The organism is Escherichia sp. KS167_9B (genome assembly GCF_030295215.1).
Taxonomy (GTDB): domain Bacteria; phylum Pseudomonadota; class Gammaproteobacteria; order Enterobacterales; family Enterobacteriaceae; genus Escherichia; species Escherichia coli_F.
The window spans coordinates 1,258,417-1,275,224 of sequence record NZ_AP025754.1 but is presented as its reverse complement, the minus strand read 5'-3'; the positions used below and the strand labels follow the sequence as shown (position 1 = coordinate 1,275,224).

Sequence of the window (16,808 nt, the reverse complement as noted above, 5' to 3'; positions counted from 1 at the left end):
GTTTTCCCAGGGCGACCGTATCCTGCCGGAAGCGCTGGTTATTCACAATCGATTTAACACACCATTTACATTAAATTTTAGTGCTCAGCGATACTATTTTTCATCAGGTTGCACTCCCTCACATTTTTTGCGGTTGCACCTTTCAAAAATGTTAACTGCCGCAGAGAAAAAGTCTGAGTTATTTTTTTAATCCCTGTCATATCGATTTCTTTTATTAACATTTCATTCATTTTTAAGCTTGCTACGCAGGTCACATTTAACATGGTTGCACAAAGTTGCAACATCATGGATATTTCACGATAACGTTAAGTTGCACCTTTCAGAACAACAGGAGTAATGGCATGGGAACCACCACCATGGGGGTTAAGCTGGACGACGCGACGCGTGAACGCATTAAGTCTGCCGCGACACGTATCGATCGCACACCGCACTGGTTAATTAAGCAGGCGATTTTTTCTTATCTTGAACAACTGGAAAACAGCGATACTCTGCCGGAGCTACCTGCGCTGCTTTCTGGCGCGGCCAATGAGAGCGATGAAGTACCGAATCCGGCAGAGGAACCACACCAGCCATTCCTCGACTTTGCCGAGCAAATTTTGCCACAGTCGGTTTCCCGTGCGGCTATCACCGCCGCCTATCGCCGCCCGGAAACCGAAGCGGTTTCTATGCTGCTGGAACAAGCTCGCCTGCCGCAGCCGGTTGCTGAACAGGCGCATAAACTGGCGTATCAACTGGCCGATAAACTACGTAATCAAAAAAATGCCAGTGGTCGCGCAGGCATGGTTCAGGGATTATTGCAGGAGTTTTCGCTATCATCGCAGGAAGGCGTGGCGCTGATGTGTCTGGCGGAAGCACTATTGCGTATTCCCGACAAAGCCACCCGTGATGCGCTAATACGCGACAAAATCAGCAACGGTAACTGGCAGTCACACATTGGTCGTAGCCCGTCGCTGTTTGTTAATGCTGCCACCTGGGGGCTGCTGTTTACCGGCAAACTGGTTTCTACCCATAACGAAGCCAGCCTCTCCCGTTCGCTGAATCGCATTATCGGTAAGAGTGGCGAACCGCTAATCCGCAAAGGTGTGGATATGGCGATGCGCCTGATGGGCGAGCAGTTCGTCACTGGTGAAACCATCGCGGAAGCGTTAGCCAATGCCCACAAGCTGGAAGAGAAAGGTTTCCGTTACTCATACGATATGCTGGGCGAAGCCGCACTGACCGCAGCAGACGCGCAGGCGTATATGGTTTCCTATCAGCAGGCGATTCACGCCATTGGTAAAGCCTCCAATGGTCGCGGCATTTATGAAGGTCCGGGCATTTCAATCAAGCTGTCGGCGCTGCATCCGCGCTACAGCCGCGCCCAGTACGATCGGGTAATGGAAGAGCTTTACCCACGTCTGAAATCATTAACCTTGCTGGCGCGTCAGTACGATATTGGTATTAACATTGATGCCGAAGAGGCCGATCGTCTGGAGATCTCCCTCGATCTGTTGGAAAAGCTTTGTTTCGAGCCTGAACTGGCAGGCTGGAACGGCATCGGTTTTGTTATTCAGGCTTATCAAAAACGCTGCCCGCTGGTGATCGATTACCTGATTGATCTCGCCACCCGCAGCCGTCGTCGTCTGATGATTCGCCTGGTGAAAGGCGCGTACTGGGATAGTGAAATCAAACGTGCGCAAATGGACGGCCTTGAAGGTTATCCGGTTTATACCCGCAAGGTGTATACCGATGTTTCTTATCTCGCTTGTGCGAAAAAGCTGCTGGCGGTGCCAAATCTCATTTACCCGCAGTTTGCAACGCACAACGCCCACACGCTGGCGGCAATTTATCAACTGGCGGGTCAAAACTACTATCCGGGTCAGTACGAGTTCCAGTGCCTGCATGGTATGGGCGAGCCACTGTATGAGCAGGTCACCGGGAAAGTTGCCGACGGTAAACTTAACCGACCGTGTCGTATTTATGCTCCGGTCGGTACCCATGAAACACTGCTGGCATATCTGGTGCGTCGCCTGCTGGAAAACGGTGCTAACACCTCGTTTGTTAACCGTATTGCTGATACCTCTTTGCCACTGGATGAACTGGTTGCCGATCCAGTCACTGCAGTAGAAAAACTGGCGCAGCAGGAAGGGCAAACTGGATTACCCCATCCGAAAATTCCCCTGCCGCGCGATCTTTACGGTCACGGGCGCGACAACTCGGCAGGGCTGGATCTTGCCAACGAACACCGACTGGCCTCGCTCTCCTCAGCCCTGCTCAACAGTGCACTGCAAAAATGGCAGGCCATGCCAATGCTGGAACAACCGGTCGCGGCTGGTGAAATGTCACCCGTTATCAACCCGGCGGAACCGAAAGATATTGTGGGCTATGTACGTGAAGCCACACCGCGTGAAGTAGAACAGGCGCTGGAAAGTGCAGTTAATAACGCGCCAATCTGGTTTGCCACGCCTCCGGCCGAACGCGCGGCGATTTTGCATCGCGCTGCCGTACTGATGGAAAGCCAGATGCAGCAACTGATTGGTATTCTGGTACGTGAGGCCGGAAAAACCTTCAGTAACGCCATTGCCGAAGTGCGTGAAGCCGTCGATTTTCTCCACTACTACGCGGGACAGGTGCGGGATGATTTCGCTAACGAAACCCACCGTCCATTAGGGCCTGTGGTGTGTATCAGCCCGTGGAATTTCCCGCTGGCGATTTTCACCGGGCAAATCGCTGCCGCACTGGCGGCAGGTAACAGCGTACTGGCAAAACCGGCAGAACAAACGCCGCTGATTGCCGCACAAGGGATTGCCATTTTGCTGGAAGCGGGTGTACCGCCAGGCGTGGTGCAGTTGTTGCCCGGTCAGGGTGAAACCGTAGGCGCGCAACTGACAGGTGATGATCGCGTGCGCGGGGTGATGTTTACCGGTTCAACCGAAGTCGCTACGTTACTGCAACGCAATATCGCCAGCCGCCTGGACGCTCAGGGCCGCCCAATTCCACTCATTGCGGAAACCGGCGGCATGAACGCGATGATTGTCGATTCCTCCGCCCTGACCGAACAGGTCGTCGTGGATGTACTGGCCTCGGCCTTCGACAGTGCAGGTCAGCGTTGTTCGGCGCTGCGCGTGCTGTGTCTGCAAGATGAAATTGCCGACCACACGTTAAAAATGCTGCGCGGTGCAATGGCCGAATGCCGGATGGGTAATCCGGGTCGCCTGACCACCGATATCGGTCCGGTGATTGATGGCGAAGCGAAGACCAATATTGAGCGCCATATTCAGACCATGCGTAGCAAAGGCCGTCCGGTGTTCCAGGCGGTGCGGGAAAACAGTGAAGATGCCCGCGAATGGCAAAGTGGCACCTTTGTCGCCCCGACGCTGATCGAACTGGATGATTTTGCCGAATTGCAAAAAGAGGTCTTTGGTCCGGTGCTGCATGTGGTGCGTTACAACCGTAACCAGCTCCCAGAGCTGATCGAGCAGATTAACGCTTCCGGTTATGGTCTGACGCTTGGCGTTCATACACGTATTGATGAAACCATTGCCCAGGTCACTGGCTCGGCCCATGTCGGTAATCTGTATGTTAACCGTAATATGGTGGGCGCAGTGGTGGGTGTGCAGCCGTTCGGCGGCGAAGGGTTGTCCGGCACCGGGCCGAAAGCAGGCGGTCCGCTCTATCTCTACCGTCTGCTGGCGAATCGCCCGGAAAGTGCGCTGGCGGTGACGCTCGCGCGTCAGGATGCAGAGTATCCGGTCGATGCGCAGTTGAAAGCCGCATTGACTCAGCCGCTAAATGCACTGCGGGAATGGGCAGCAAATCGTCCAGAATTGCAGGCGTTATGTACGCAATATGGCGAGCTGGCGCAGGCAGGAACACAACGATTGCTGCCAGGGCCGACGGGTGAACGCAACACCTGGACGCTGCTGCCGCGTGAGCGCGTATTGTGTATCGCGGATGATGAACAGGATGCGCTGACTCAGCTCGCCGCCGTGCTGGCGGTGGGCAGCCAGGTACTGTGGCCGGATGACACGCTGCATCGTCAGTTAGTGAAGGCATTGCCATCGGCAGTCAGCGAACGTATTCAACTGGCGAAAGCGGAAAATATAACCGCTCAACCCTTTGATGCGGTGATCTTCCACGGTGATTCGGATCAGCTTCGCGCATTGTGTGAAGCCGTTGCCGCACGGGATGGTGCAATTGTTTCAGTGCAGGGTTTTGCCCGTGGTGAAAGCAATATCCTTCTGGAACGGCTGTATATCGAACGCTCGCTGAGCGTGAATACCGCTGCCGCTGGCGGTAACGCCAGTTTAATGACGATCGGTTAAGCAGGTTGCCGGAGGATGCTATAACCTCCTCCGGCATCATTAACGTGGTCGAATCCCCTCAATAATAATCCGCTGCACGTTTTCAACCGTTTGATTGAAAAATACCTCATCGCGCAACGTCGCGCCTGTCACCGCCTCCACCTGAGGGGCGAAATCGGCGTAATGTTGAGTGGAAGCCCAAATCATAAAAATCAAATGCTGCGGGTCAATCGGCGCGAGTTTGCCGCTTTTTACCCAACCGGCAATCAGCGCCGATTTCTCATCAATTAATGCCTTCAAATCGCCCGTCAGTTCATCCATTAACAACGGCGCGCCTGCCAGCATCTCCATACAGAACAGGCGCGAAGCCTGCGGATAATCGCGTGAGACTTCCAGCTTCAGACGGATGTACTCTTTGATCGCCGCCAGCGGGGCGAAATCTTCACGAAACGCTTTTAACGGTGCCAGCCAGATATCGAGAATCTGCCGCAGTACGGCTATATACAGCGCCTCTTTTGACGGAAAGTAATACAGCAGATTGGTTTTTGAAACGCCTGCCAACTCTGCGATCTGCTCCAGCCTTGTGCCGTGAAAACCGAATTGCGAAAAAGTGTCCAGTGCTGCGCTAAGAATCGCTTTTTTCTTCGCGCTCACTGCGCGCGAACGTTTACCCGTTGTTTTCACTGCGCCTTGCGTCATGCGCTCTCCCCTCTTGTAGATTGGCAACAGGATAGCAAAACCCCTGCCCGGCCTCGACCTTCTGCACTCTCATCGCGCACGGATGCATGTTTTATGTGCAACTGTTTTGACCGTTTAGTCCACTTTTTTCCAGATATTTTAGACAACTTAACATTAACACATTAATAACATTCACTTTTTAAAAACTGGCATCCGCTTTGCAAACAAACCATTACGCGGCTGAAAAGGATATGCAGGATGCAGCGCCCCGTCTGACTTTCACTTTACGAGACGAAGAGAGGTTGATGATGAAAATTGGCGTATTCGTACCTATTGGCAACAACGGCTGGCTCATTTCGACCCACGCGCCGCAGTACATGCCGACCTTTGAACTGAATAAAGCCATTGTGCAAAAAGCGGAGCACTACCATTTCGACTTCGCCCTGTCGATGATCAAACTGCGTGGCTTTGGCGGCAAAACTGAGTTCTGGGATCACAACCTTGAGTCGTTCACCTTGATGGCGGGGCTGGCGGCCGTCACCTCGCGCATTCAGATTTACGCCACTGCCGCCACCTTAACGTTACCTCCGGCAATCGTCGCCCGTATGGCCGCAACCATTGACTCCATCTCTGGCGGGCGTTTTGGCGTCAACCTCGTGACTGGCTGGCAAAAGCCCGAGTATGAGCAGATGGGTATCTGGCCTGGCGATGACTATTTCTCCCGTCGTTACGACTATCTCACCGAATATGTTCAGGTGCTGCGCGACCTATGGGGCACGGGGAAAAGCGATTTTAAAGGCGATTTTTTCACCATGAATGATTGCCGCGTCAGTCCACAACCGAGCGTACCCATGAAAGTGATCTGCGCCGGGCAAAGCGACGCTGGCATGGCGTTCTCCGCCCAGTATGCCGATTTCAACTTCTGTTTCGGCAAAGGCGTAAATACGCCCACGGCTTTCGCCCCGACCGCCGCTCGGATGAAACAGGCCGCAGAGCAAACCGGGCGCGACGTTGGCTCTTATGTGTTGTTTATGGTGATTGCCGACGAAACCGACGATGCCGCTCGCGCCAAATGGGAACACTATAAAGCGGGTGCCGATGAAGAGGCGTTAAGCTGGCTAACCGAACAAAGTCAGAAAGATACCCGCTCCGGTACTGACACCAACGTCCGTCAGATGGCCGATCCCACTTCGGCGGTGAATATCAATATGGGGACGTTAGTCGGTTCTTACGCCAGTGTCGCGCGCATGTTAGATGAAGTCGCAAGCGTGCCTGGTGCCGAAGGCGTGCTGTTGACCTTCGATGATTTTCTGTCGGGAATCGAAACCTTCGGCGAGCGTATTCAGCCGCTAATGCAGTGCCGCGCCCATCTCCCCGCGCTTACTCAGGAGGTCGCGTGATGAAAACCTTAACCGCTCGACCGGAAGCCATTACCTTCGATCCGCAGCAAAGTGCGCTGATCGTGGTGGATATGCAAAACGCTTATGCCACACCAGGCGGCTACTTAGATCTCGCCGGTTTTGATGTCTCAACCACTCGCCCGGTCATTGCCAATATCCAAACTGCCGTGACCGCGGCGCGAGCAGCAGGGATGTTGATCATCTGGTTTCAAAATGGCTGGGATGAACAGTATGTCGAGGCTGGCGGCCCCGGCTCACCTAATTTTCATAAATCGAACGCCCTGAAGACCATGCGTAAGCAGCCGCAGCTGCAGGGGAAATTGCTGGCGAAAGGCTCCTGGGATTATCAACTGGTGGATGAACTGGTGCCGCAGCCTGGCGATATTGTGCTGCCGAAGCCGCGCTACAGTGGTTTCTTCAATACGCCGCTGGACAGCATTTTGCGCAGCCGCGGAATTCGCCACCTGATTTTCACCGGTATCGCTACCAACGTCTGCGTCGAATCGACGCTGCGCGACGGCTTTTTTCTGGAGTATTTCGGCGTGGTGCTGGAAGACGCAACCCACCAGGCGGGGCCGGAGTTTGCGCAGAAAGCCGCGTTGTTCAATATCGAAACCTTTTTTGGCTGGGTGAGCGACGTCGAAACGTTCTGCGACGCGCTTTCTCCCACGTCCTTTGCCCGTATCGCTTAAGGAGTTTAATGATGCCGAAATCCGTAATTATTCCTGCTGGCAGCAGCGCACCGCTGGCCCCCTTCGTTCCCGGCACGATGGCTGATGGCGTGGTGTATGTCTCCGGCACGCTGGCTTTTGATCAACATAACAACGTGCTGTTTGCTGATGACCCAAAGGCGCAAACCCGCCACGTTCTGGAAACCATCCGCAAGGTCATCGAGACGGCGGGTGGCACGATGGCGGATGTGACCTTCAACAGCATCTTTATTACCGACTGGAAAAATTACGCCGCGATTAACGAAATCTACGCCGAGTTTTTCCCGGGTGACAAACCGGCGCGATTCTGCATTCAGTGCGGACTGGTAAAACCTGACGCGCTGGTGGAAATCGCCACAATTGCGCATATCGCCAAGTGAGGCCGCGATGAAACTTTCACTCTCACCTCCCCCTTATGCTGATGCGCCCGTAGTGGTGTTGATTTCGGGTCTTGGCGGTAGCGGCAGTTACTGGTTACCGCAACTGGCGGTGCTGGATCAGGAGTATCAGGTAGTCTGTTACGACCAGAGCGGTACCGGAAATAATCCAGATACGCTGGCGGAAGACTACAGTTTGGCGCAGATGGCAGAGGAACTGCATCAGGCGCTGATGAGTGTGGGGATTGAGCGTTATGCGGTGATCGGCCATGCGCTCGGGGCGCTGGTGGGAATGCAGCTGGCGCTGGATTATCCCGCATCGGTCACTGCACTGGTCAGCGTTAACGGCTGGCTACGAATAAACGCCCATACCCGCCGCTGTTTTCAGGTTCGCGAACGATTACTGCATAGCGGCGGCGCGCAGGCATGGGTGGAAGCGCAGCCGTTGTTCCTCTACCCCGCCGACTGGATGGCGGCCCGCGCCCCTCGCCTTGAAGCGGAGGACGCGCTGGCACTGGCGCATTTTCAGGGCAAAAACAATTTACTGCGTCGACTTAACGCCCTCAAACGTGCTGACTTTAGTCGCCATACGGATCGCATCCGCTGCCCGGTGCAAATCATCTGCGCCAGTGATGATCTGCTGGTGCCCTCAGCCTGTTCCAGTGAACTTCATGCCGCCCTGCCCGATAGCCAGAAAATGGTGATGCGCTATGGCGGACACGCCTGCAACGTGACCGATCCCGAAACGTTTAATGCTCTGTTGCTCAACGGGCTTGCCAGCCTGTTACATCATCGTGAAGCCGCCTGTAAGGAATTGCTATGAACGAAGCCGTTAGCCCTGGTGCGCTTAGCACCCTGTTTACCGACGCCCGAACTCACAACGGCTGGCGGGAGACACCCGTCAGCGATGAGACGTTACGGGAGATTTATGCCCTGATGAAATGGGGGCCAACGTCAGCCAACTGTTCTCCGGCGCGCATCGTATTTATCCGCACTGCAGAAGCAAAAGAACGTCTGCGCCCGGCGCTTTCCAGCGGCAATCTGCAAAAAACCCTGACCGCGCCCGTCACTGCTATCGTCGCCTGGGATAGCGAATTTTATGAACGGTTACCGCAACTGTTTCCCCACGGCGATGCCCGCAGTTGGTTTACCTCCAGCCCAAAACTTGCTGAAGAAACGGCGTTTCGCAACAGTTCCATGCAGGCGGCCTATCTGATCGTCGCCTGCCGGGCGCTGGGGCTGGATACCGGCCCGATGTCCGGCTTTGACCGTCAACACGTGGACGACGCCTTTTTTACGGGCAGCACGCTGAAGAGCAATCTGCTGATTAATATCGGCTATGGCGATAGCAGCAAGCTTTATACGCGCCTGCCACGTCTGTCCTTTGAAGAAGCCTGCGGGCTGTTGTAAGGAGCAAACTATGAACATTGTCGATCAACAAACTTTTCGCGATGCGATGTCCTGCATGGGCGCGGCGGTCAATATCATCACCACGGACGGTCCAGCCGGGCGCGCCGGGTTCACCGCCAGCGCCGTCTGCAGCGTGACCGATACGCCGCCCACATTACTGGTGTGCCTGAATCGTGGGGCGTCCGTCTGGCCGGTATTCAATGAAAATCGGACGCTGTGTGTAAATACACTTAGCGCCGGGCAGGAGCCGCTTTCAAACCTTTTTGGCGGTAAAACGCCCATGGAACACCGCTTTGCCGCCGCCCGCTGGCAGACTGGTGTGACCGGATGCCCGCAACTGGAAGAAGCACTGGTTTCGTTTGACTGCCGTATCAGCCAGGTGGTGAGCGTCGGCACTCACGACATTCTGTTTTGCGCCATCGAAGCGATTCATCGTCACGCTACTCCCTACGGACTGGTGTGGTTTGATCGCAGTTATCACGCGCTAATGCGCCCTGCTTGTTAACCTCCTTAAGGAGACAGCTGATGGCAATGTTCGGTTTTCCTCACTGGCAGTTAAAATCGACCTCTACAGAGAGCGGCGTGGTCGCGCCGGATGAACGATTGCCGTTTGCTCAAACGGCAGTGATGGGTGTTCAACACGCGGTGGCAATGTTTGGCGCGACAGTGTTAATGCCGATTCTGATGGGGCTGGATCCCAACCTTTCCATTTTAATGTCGGGGATCGGCACGTTACTGTTTTTCTTTATTACCGGCGGGCGCGTCCCCAGTTATCTCGGTTCCAGCGCGGCTTTTGTCGGCGTGGTGATCGCCGCGACGGGCTTTAATGGTCAGGGAATTAATCCGAATATCAGCATCGCGCTGGGCGGGATTATCGCCTGTGGGCTGGTTTATACCGTCATTGGCCTGGTGGTGATGAAAATCGGTACGCGCTGGATTGAACGACTAATGCCGCCGGTTGTGACGGGTGCGGTGGTGATGGCGATTGGCCTGAACTTAGCGCCTATCGCAGTGAAAAGTGTATCGGCTTCGGCCTTTGATAGTTGGATGGCGGTAATGACGGTGCTGTGTATTGGGCTGGTGGCGGTGTTTACCCGTGGCATGATCCAGCGATTATTGATTCTCGTAGGATTAATTGTCGCCTGACTGCTGTATGGCGTGATGACCAACGTTTTAGGGCTGGGAAAAGCCGTCGATTTTACTCTCGTCAGCCATGCTACCTGGTTCGGTCTGCCACATTTTTCCACTCCTGCTTTTAATGGTCAGGCAATGATGCTGATTGCGCCCGTGGCGGTGATTCTGGTGGCGGAAAACTTAGGTCATCTCAAGGCGGTCGCCGGGATGACCGGACGCAATATGGATCCATATATGGGGCGGGCATTCGTGGGCGATGGGCTGGCAACGATGCTTTCCGGCTCTGTCGGCGGTAGCGGCGTAACCACCTATGCTGAAAATATCGGTGTGATGGCTGTGACAAAAGTCTACTCGACGCTGGTGTTTGTTGCTGCTGCCGTCATCGCCTTGCTGTTGAGCTTTTCGCCGAAATTTGGCGCGCTGATCCATACCATTCCTGCACCGGTGATTGGTGGTGCTTCAATTGTTGTGTTCGGGCTGATTGCCGTCGCAGGCGCACGGATCTGGGTACAAAACCGTGTCGATTTAAGCCAGAACGGTAATTTGATTATGGTCGCAGTAACCTTAGTGCTGGGCGCGGGTGATTTTGCTCTCACGCTGGGCGGTTTTACGTTGGGAGGGATCGGTACAGCAACCTTTGGCGCGATTTTACTCAATGCGTTGTTGAGCAGAAGGTTGGTTGACGTTCCTCCGCCAGAAGTTGTTCATCAGGAACCATAAACAGAAAACCGCCGGGATTACCGGCGGTGCAGATTGTTGACAACGTGCGCATTGTTCATGCCGGATGCGGCGTGAACGCCTTATCCGGCCTATAAAACAGTGCAAATTCAATATATTGCAATCTTCTGGTAGGCCTGATAAGCATCGCGCATCAGGCAAGCTTACATTTGTCATCAGTATCAACCGCCGGGGTAACCGGCGGTGATGGTTTTTTGACGAGCTACAGACAAAAATGCATGCGTCATTGATTAGCCCGGCTAGTTGTCGCTTTTGCCGTGACTGCTCTTGCCACCTTTTTTACCTGCTTCAGATGCGCGCTGCGGGTCATTTTTGAAATTACCCCCGCTGTGCTGTCCACCTTTTTTACCTGCTTCTGATGCTCTTTCGCGGTCTTCTGCAAAATTGCCGGAACCGCCTCGATGGTTTGCCATTACTGACCTCCGTCTGGGTATAGACATCATACTGCATAGAATTAACGCGGCGTATGGCGGCTGCCATATTTTCGCTACGTGGGACTAAGCTTAGTGAACTGACGCGGACAGACCCGCGTTTGGTAATATCCTGCAACAGCTTCTTAGCGAGAATAGATATCATCTCCAATAATTATCCATAAGCCGCTCTTATGATTAAAAAAACGCGATGAGATAAAAATGTGTCATTTTGCGACAAAATTGCGTGCTTGTGAAAGTTGTTATAAATCAAATAAGTGGTTGTGAAATTTGCACTCTGAAAAGGACGTCTTATCTTTAAATAAGTGGTAGCGAATCGCTACGGAATAGAGATAACACGAGGAGTGGTTAGAAATGGCTAAAGTTCTGGTGCTTTATTATTCCATGTACGGACATATTGAAACGATGGCACGCGCAGTTGCTGAGGGTGCAAGCAAAGTGGATGGCGCAGAAGTTGTCGTTAAGCGTGTACCGGAAACCATGCCGCCGCAATTATTTGAAAAAGCAGGCGGTAAAACGCAAACTGCACCGGTTGCAACCCCGCAAGAACTTGCCGATTACGACGCCATTATTTTTGGTACACCTACCCGCTTTGGTAACATGTCCGGTCAAATGCGTACCTTCCTCGACCAGACGGGCGGCCTGTGGGCTTCCGGCGCACTATACGGAAAACTGGCGAGCGTCTTTAGTTCCACCGGTACTGGCGGCGGTCAGGAACAAACAATCACATCCACCTGGACGACCCTTGCGCATCACGGCATGGTGATTGTCCCCATTGGCTACGCAGCGCAGGAATTATTTGACGTTTCACAGGTTCGCGGCGGTACGCCGTACGGCGCAACCACCATCGCAGGCGGTGACGGTTCACGCCAGCCCAGCCAGGAAGAACTGTCTATTGCTCGTTATCAAGGGGAATATGTCGCAGGTCTGGCAGTTAAACTTAACGGCTAATCTTCAACAGGAGGATACGCATGCCAACTCAAGAAGCGAAAGCTCATCACGTCGGTGAATGGGCATCTCTGCGCAATACGTCGCCGGAAATAGCCGAGGCCATTTTCGAAGTCGCCGGGTACGACGAAAAAATGGCGGAAAAGATTTGGGAAGAAGGTAGCGATGAAGTGTTAGTTAAAGCCTTTGCTAAAACCGATAAAGATTCGCTTTTTTGGGGCGAACAGACCATCGAACGTAAAAACGTTTAATCAGCGACTCCCCCGCTTCACGCGGGGGAGTTTTCTGTTATTTCACCGCTTCATTCAACACGCTATCAAACTTATCCATTGGGCAAAAACCGTTGGCATCTATCGGGCAACCGCTTAATTCCAGCGTCACGCGCTGAGCCGGAGCCTGCAACGTTAACGCGTCGGCATTACGCAACTGTTCCGAACTCTGATACACATATTCAATTTTCATCAAATCGCGATTAGCTTTGCTGTCATGCCAACGCTGGAAAACGATTTTGCCGCCGATGGGCGTGCGTTCGTTCTGGTCATGCAACTGATACGGTTTGAAATCAAGTGCCGTTAACAGAGAGGCAATGTTTGAGTCGTGCCCCACCAGCACAGTGATTTTTGGTGCACTGGCGCGATCTGTCACCAGCGCTTTGTCGATATAACTGACCAGTGGTTTCGCAACATTGCGCGCCACTTCCGGTGAGGTAAACAGGCTATCCTGGTAACCGTTTTTCAGCTTCGACAACACTTTCCACTGTTGGTCAGATTTGATTTCTCCCCACGCCACCTGATCCATCGGGAAACCTTCGTAGTATTGCAAAGTAAACGCATCTACCAGCGAGTTGCCGACTTTCAGCGGCCCGGAAACGCCCGGTTCTTGTTGATACTTCGCGCTAAAGGTGTTTTTTCCATCTACAAGCGAACACTGTTGCTTCTCTTTACAGGCAGGAGAATCTTTATAGTTAACGATTTTTTCCAGTAGCTTGTAGCTGTCGGTAAGCTGGAGTTTGCCGAGCTCTTTCTCCATTGCCGCCACCGCCTGTTCACTGAATGCGGCGGAATCATCGGTGATCACCGGGTTAAAGGTTGGGTCCATGGTGCCCATTTTTTCCTGGTGGTGGACTGGAATGTCACACCCAGGGAATGCGCCAGTAATAAAGAACTGCGCGGTTGCGACGGTACGTTGCAGGCTGTTGGCATAGGCATAAACGGTGTCCGGCGGCGGGCATTCCCCCGAATTCACCATCCCCTGCTCTGCCAGCCACTCACGCATATAGTGGCCCATATACACTTCCAGCACACCGCCTTTGGTGGTGAGCTGCCCACCGGGGACGTCCCATTCTGGCCATTTATTCGGTGTGGATTGTTCCAGCACACTGCCATTGTTCGCCAGCGGCGCACGTAAGTTATGGCGGCTCATCATGAGCACTTGCTGCAACTGATAGCCTTCCGGTACGGTTTGTGCCTGAGCATTTGAAGCGAGTAAAACTATCCCTGCCACAGCTGCGGCGATTAGCGTTTTGTTCATTCCTGGCACCTCTTTTGTTATCAATCACCAAAGAGTGTGACAGAAATATGACATTTTTCCGGGAACAGGTTCGCAAAATGGCTTGTTGAGTGCCTGTTTTTCTATATTTGTCATTAAAAAAAGGCAAGATTTGACGCAACCTATGCATGATTAGCCCCTGCCTCGTGTACGCCGTTGATGATTTCACCATGGGCTAGACAGAATATCACCGACGTTATCGATACAGGGGCAATATTTACTAGTAAAAAGAGAATGTGAGACTAATAAAAACTATTTTAGCACATGTCTTTATCATTAGATGGCATAACGATTTAAATAGTCCAGTTGCGCTTTCATTTCCTTATGGTTTAACTGGTATGACTGAGCAAAAAGTTCAGTAGGGAGGTAAACGTCATAATGATTGCCAGTATTCATTAAATAACCATACTCAAGATCTTCATCCGTTGAAAAGGATTCACTTCCCAAGGAGATTGATCCCACATTACAGGCAACAATAAACAATGAACAAATGCTATCTGAAAGCACAGCAAGGAAATTCTTCACTGCTTTAACCTTTTCCGGAGAGTCGGTATTTAAAACAAGCGAACCCTTGTTATCATTAAATATAAACTCGGGTAAATGCAATATGCATCTTTCGTCATTCAAGCAACTACCAATGAATTCTTTTTTAAACTTAATAAAATTCGACGCTAAAGAATTACCCATATCCTGAATTTGGTTGTCAGAATGCAGATCAACGCCAAATAATGTCTTAATATCTTCCCTGAGATTAAAGAATGCTGCATCAACAAAAGACTCAATCACTTGTTTATCAACAATTTTAATAAATTCGTCGTATACTTCTTTTTGCGTCTTTTGACTACCAAGCGCCCATGAATAATCAACATGTTTTATAACCAGTATGGCTCTTAACAGACAATATCCATCGCCATCTACAGGCGCGTATTTTAATTTATGTGCTTGATTAATTTCACTCTGAATAAAAGATATACCAGACAAATCAATACCAGTAACTGAATCATATATTCCCGGCGTATTTATCCGTTTTGGCTGGACACTCGTAATTTCATCATCATCAAAGCAATACTCAGAAAAAACATCATTACACTCATTTAAGATATCAACATATGCTATAAATTTATACCAACAGCTACTTTTAAAGCCTGCAATAGCCTGTGAAAACATACCCGGCAAGGATATATTAACAAGCTCTCTTTCTTGAAAATATTGTATAGTATAGGTAATGCCTCCTGAATCCCCTGAATAAGTGTTTGTATCATGAGTACGTAATGTTTTCATAAATGAAGATAAATCATTATCATTTTGCATTTCCTCTAATTCTGTTTCTAGTGATTCACACACCAGGCATGAAATATTTTCTTCTTTCCGCATGATTTCATTGTACAACCGCATAAAACACTCTAGTTTTTGTTCAAAAAGCGTGATTGAACATTTTTGATTTTCTTCGCGCCTGGTTTTTATATCGGCCCAGGCTGTTTTCAAATAATTATTAGCACTGCAACTTACTCCATGTATATTACTACCCATATATAGCGCCTATAAAATTTAATAAATAATGACGTCCTAGTTAAGCTTAAAGTGCCTGATTTAACTATCAAAAATCGCTCACCCTTTTACCTGTTTAAACTATGCTCAGCAATCCATCTTGACGCCACCTCCTCTCCACGATGATTTCAATAACATATTCTGTGTTGGCATATGAAATTTTGAGGATTACCCTACACTTATAGGAGTTACCTTACAGGGGTTCCTTCAATTTGTGTTGATTTACGCGAGATAACGCTATGGAACTAAAGGATTATTACGCCATCATGGGCGTGAAACCGACGGACGATCTCAAGACAATCAAGACCGCCTATCGTCGACTGGCCCGCAAATACCATCCTGATGTCAGCAAAGAACCGGATGCCGAAGCCCGCTTCAAAGAGGTCGCTGAAGCTTGGGAAGTGTTGAGTGATGAACAACGTCGCGCTGAGTATGATCAGATGTGGCAACATCGCAACGATCCGCAATTTAGCCGTCAGTTCCAGCATGGAGACGGTCAGAGTTTTAACGCCGAAGATTTTGACGATATCTTCTCGTCAATTTTCGGTCAGCATGCCCGCCAGAGCCGTCAACGCCCCGCCACACGCGGCCACGATATTGAAATCGAAGTGGCGGTATTCCTCGAAGAAACGCTTACTGAGCATAAGCGTACCATCAGCTATAACCTGCCGGTTTATAACGCCTTTGGCATGATCGAACAGGAAATCCCGAAAACGCTGAATGTGAAGATCCCGGCGGGCGTCGGCAATGGTCAACGCATCCGCCTGAAAGGCCAGGGAACGCCGGGCGAAAATGGCGGCCCAAATGGCGATTTGTGGCTGGTGATTCATATTGCGCCGCATCCATTGTTTGATATTGTCGGCCAGGATCTGGAAATAGTGGTGCCGGTTAGCCCGTGGGAAGCGGCGCTGGGTGCTAAAGTCACCGTTCCAACACTGAAAGAAAGCATTTTGCTAACTATCCCGCCGGGCAGTCAGGCCGGGCAACGATTACGCGTTAAAGGCAAAGGCCTGGTGAGCAAAAAACAGACCGGCGATCTGTATGCGGTACTGAAAATCGTGATGCCGCCGAAACCGGATGAAAATACGGCCGCGCTGTGGCAGCAACTGGCAGACGCCCAGTCGTCTTTTGATCCACGTAAAGATTGGGGGAAAGCATGATGGCTAATGTTACGGTGACTTTTACTATTACCGAATTTTGCCTACATACCGGCATCTCTGAAGAGGAATTGAATGAAATTGTCGGTTTGGGGGTGGTTGAACCGCGAGAGCGCCTGGAAACAACCTGGGTATTTGACGACCATGCCGCCATTGTGGTGCAACGTGCGGTACGTCTGCGTCATGAACTGGCACTGGACTGGCCGGGGATCGCGGTGGCGCTAACATTAATGGATGATATTGCGCACCTGAAGCAGGAAAACCGCCTGCTGCGCCAGCGGCTTTCCCGATTTGTGGCTCATCCGTGAGTTTGTTGCCTGATGCGACGCTTAACGCGTCTTATCAGGCCTACAAAGCGCACTGTCCCCGTAGGCCGGATAAGGTTCATGCCGCATCCGGCGGATCTGCCTTAATGTCTAATGCGACGCTCAACGCGTCTTATCTGG

The 16,808-nt window shown here is 51.7% G+C and carries 16 protein-coding genes and 1 pseudogene; 12 read left to right on the top strand and 5 right to left on the bottom strand.

What is annotated here, in order from left to right; all coding sequences use genetic code 11:
* Positions 1-77: 77 nt before the first annotated feature.
* The gene (locus QUE34_RS06280; protein WP_000979515.1) at positions 78-287 is read right to left on the bottom strand and encodes a hypothetical protein; all 210 of its coding nucleotides are present in this window, start codon (positions 285-287) and stop codon (positions 78-80) included.
* A gap of 54 nt (positions 288-341) precedes the next feature.
* On the opposite strand from QUE34_RS06280, the gene putA reads away from it, so the two are divergent.
* Positions 342-4,304 carry a trifunctional transcriptional regulator/proline dehydrogenase/L-glutamate gamma-semialdehyde dehydrogenase gene (gene putA / locus QUE34_RS06275; protein WP_105268730.1) on the top strand — a complete coding sequence of 1,321 codons (3,963 nt, stop codon included), beginning with the start codon at positions 342-344 and terminating at the stop codon, positions 4,302-4,304.
* Between the two features lie 39 nt (positions 4,305-4,343).
* Here the strand turns inward: putA and rutR are convergent, their stop codons facing one another.
* On the bottom strand, positions 4,344-4,982 hold the full coding sequence (rutR, locus tag QUE34_RS06270; RefSeq protein WP_000191701.1) for an HTH-type transcriptional regulator RutR: 639 nt from the start codon (positions 4,980-4,982) through the stop codon (positions 4,344-4,346).
* A 287-nt stretch (positions 4,983-5,269) separates the two neighbouring features.
* Between rutR and rutA the strand changes: the two genes are divergently transcribed.
* The 7 genes and pseudogenes from rutA to rutG all read left to right on the top strand — a co-directional run bounded on the left by rutA (position 5,270) and on the right by rutG (position 10,712).
* Positions 5,270-6,361: a pyrimidine utilization protein A gene (rutA, locus tag QUE34_RS06265; protein WP_001297176.1), complete on the top strand. Its 1,092-nt coding sequence runs from the start codon at positions 5,270-5,272 to the stop codon at positions 6,359-6,361.
* Entirely contained in the window at positions 6,361-7,053 is a 693-nt protein-coding gene (gene rutB, locus QUE34_RS06260) for a peroxyureidoacrylate/ureidoacrylate amidohydrolase RutB (protein ID WP_032302833.1), read from the top strand. The genes rutA and rutB overlap by 1 nt, the downstream gene beginning before the upstream one ends.
* An 11-nt stretch (positions 7,054-7,064) precedes the next feature.
* Positions 7,065-7,451, top strand: coding sequence for a 3-aminoacrylate deaminase (gene rutC / locus QUE34_RS06255; RefSeq protein ID WP_001126793.1), 387 nt, complete (start codon positions 7,065-7,067; stop codon positions 7,449-7,451).
* 7 nt (positions 7,452-7,458) lie between these two features.
* On the top strand, positions 7,459-8,271 hold the full coding sequence (gene rutD / locus QUE34_RS06250; protein ID WP_105268729.1) for a pyrimidine utilization protein D: 813 nt from the start codon (positions 7,459-7,461) through the stop codon (positions 8,269-8,271).
* Positions 8,268-8,858, top strand: a complete 591-nt coding sequence (locus QUE34_RS06245; protein ID WP_032302831.1) for a malonic semialdehyde reductase — start codon at positions 8,268-8,270, stop codon at positions 8,856-8,858. The genes rutD and QUE34_RS06245 overlap by 4 nt, the downstream gene beginning before the upstream one ends.
* A 10-nt stretch (positions 8,859-8,868) precedes the next feature.
* On the top strand, positions 8,869-9,363 hold the full coding sequence (gene rutF, locus QUE34_RS06240) for an NADH-dependent FMN reductase RutF (RefSeq protein ID WP_001028095.1): 495 nt from the start codon (positions 8,869-8,871) through the stop codon (positions 9,361-9,363).
* 20 nt (positions 9,364-9,383) lie between these two features.
* Positions 9,384-10,712 (top strand): annotated as a pseudogene (gene rutG / locus QUE34_RS06235) (pyrimidine utilization transport protein G).
* Between the two features lie 257 nt (positions 10,713-10,969).
* Here the strand turns inward: rutG and QUE34_RS06230 are convergent.
* Positions 10,970-11,143, bottom strand: coding sequence for a con-10 family general stress protein (locus tag QUE34_RS06230; protein WP_001273658.1), 174 nt, complete (start codon positions 11,141-11,143; stop codon positions 10,970-10,972).
* A gap of 372 nt (positions 11,144-11,515) precedes the next feature.
* On the opposite strand from QUE34_RS06230, the gene wrbA reads away from it, so the two are divergent.
* Together wrbA and QUE34_RS06220 are read left to right on the top strand one after the other, a co-directional pair.
* Positions 11,516-12,112: an NAD(P)H:quinone oxidoreductase gene (gene wrbA, locus QUE34_RS06225; protein WP_001151437.1), complete on the top strand. Its 597-nt coding sequence runs from the start codon at positions 11,516-11,518 to the stop codon at positions 12,110-12,112.
* Between the two features lie 20 nt (positions 12,113-12,132).
* Positions 12,133-12,360 carry a YccJ family protein gene (locus QUE34_RS06220; protein WP_001143120.1) on the top strand — a complete coding sequence of 76 codons (228 nt, stop codon included), beginning with the start codon at positions 12,133-12,135 and terminating at the stop codon, positions 12,358-12,360.
* Between the two features lie 37 nt (positions 12,361-12,397).
* On the opposite strand, the gene agp is transcribed toward QUE34_RS06220, so the two are convergent.
* Together agp and QUE34_RS06210 are read right to left on the bottom strand one after the other, a co-directional pair.
* Positions 12,398-13,639 carry a bifunctional glucose-1-phosphatase/inositol phosphatase gene (agp, locus tag QUE34_RS06215; protein WP_032302828.1) on the bottom strand — a complete coding sequence of 414 codons (1,242 nt, stop codon included), beginning with the start codon at positions 13,637-13,639 and terminating at the stop codon, positions 12,398-12,400.
* Positions 13,640-13,933: 294 nt separating this feature from the next.
* Complete coding sequence (locus QUE34_RS06210; protein ID WP_000535375.1) at positions 13,934-15,187, bottom strand: hypothetical protein; 1,254 nt, start codon at positions 15,185-15,187, stop codon at positions 13,934-13,936.
* Between the two features lie 257 nt (positions 15,188-15,444).
* Between QUE34_RS06210 and cbpA the strand changes: the two genes are divergently transcribed.
* On the top strand, positions 15,445-16,365 hold the full coding sequence (gene cbpA / locus QUE34_RS06205; RefSeq protein WP_000420641.1) for a curved DNA-binding protein: 921 nt from the start codon (positions 15,445-15,447) through the stop codon (positions 16,363-16,365).
* Positions 16,365-16,670: a chaperone modulator CbpM gene (gene cbpM, locus QUE34_RS06200; RefSeq protein WP_000024566.1), complete on the top strand. Its 306-nt coding sequence runs from the start codon at positions 16,365-16,367 to the stop codon at positions 16,668-16,670. Before cbpA ends, cbpM begins: the two co-directional genes overlap by 1 nt.
* Positions 16,671-16,808: the final 138 nt, after the last annotated feature.

Bases quoted from the DNA above. Each gene is read 5' to 3' on its own strand.
- QUE34_RS06280 (WP_000979515.1), bottom strand. From the start codon at position 287: ATGATGTTGCAACTTTGTGCAACCATGTTAAATGTGACCTGCGTAGCA.
- putA (WP_105268730.1), top strand. From the start codon at position 342: ATGGGAACCACCACCATGGGGGTTAAGCTGGACGACGCGACGCGTGAA.
- rutR (WP_000191701.1), bottom strand. From the start codon at position 4,982: ATGACGCAAGGCGCAGTGAAAACAACGGGTAAACGTTCGCGCGCAGTG.
- rutA (WP_001297176.1), top strand. From the start codon at position 5,270: ATGAAAATTGGCGTATTCGTACCTATTGGCAACAACGGCTGGCTCATT.
- rutB (WP_032302833.1), top strand. From the start codon at position 6,361: ATGAAAACCTTAACCGCTCGACCGGAAGCCATTACCTTCGATCCGCAG.
- rutC (WP_001126793.1), top strand. From the start codon at position 7,065: ATGCCGAAATCCGTAATTATTCCTGCTGGCAGCAGCGCACCGCTGGCC.
- rutD (WP_105268729.1), top strand. From the start codon at position 7,459: ATGAAACTTTCACTCTCACCTCCCCCTTATGCTGATGCGCCCGTAGTG.
- QUE34_RS06245 (WP_032302831.1), top strand. From the start codon at position 8,268: ATGAACGAAGCCGTTAGCCCTGGTGCGCTTAGCACCCTGTTTACCGAC.
- rutF (WP_001028095.1), top strand. From the start codon at position 8,869: ATGAACATTGTCGATCAACAAACTTTTCGCGATGCGATGTCCTGCATG.
- QUE34_RS06230 (WP_001273658.1), bottom strand. From the start codon at position 11,143: ATGGCAAACCATCGAGGCGGTTCCGGCAATTTTGCAGAAGACCGCGAA.
- wrbA (WP_001151437.1), top strand. From the start codon at position 11,516: ATGGCTAAAGTTCTGGTGCTTTATTATTCCATGTACGGACATATTGAA.
- QUE34_RS06220 (WP_001143120.1), top strand. From the start codon at position 12,133: ATGCCAACTCAAGAAGCGAAAGCTCATCACGTCGGTGAATGGGCATCT.
- agp (WP_032302828.1), bottom strand. From the start codon at position 13,639: ATGAACAAAACGCTAATCGCCGCAGCTGTGGCAGGGATAGTTTTACTC.
- QUE34_RS06210 (WP_000535375.1), bottom strand. From the start codon at position 15,187: ATGGGTAGTAATATACATGGAGTAAGTTGCAGTGCTAATAATTATTTG.
- cbpA (WP_000420641.1), top strand. From the start codon at position 15,445: ATGGAACTAAAGGATTATTACGCCATCATGGGCGTGAAACCGACGGAC.
- cbpM (WP_000024566.1), top strand. From the start codon at position 16,365: ATGGCTAATGTTACGGTGACTTTTACTATTACCGAATTTTGCCTACAT.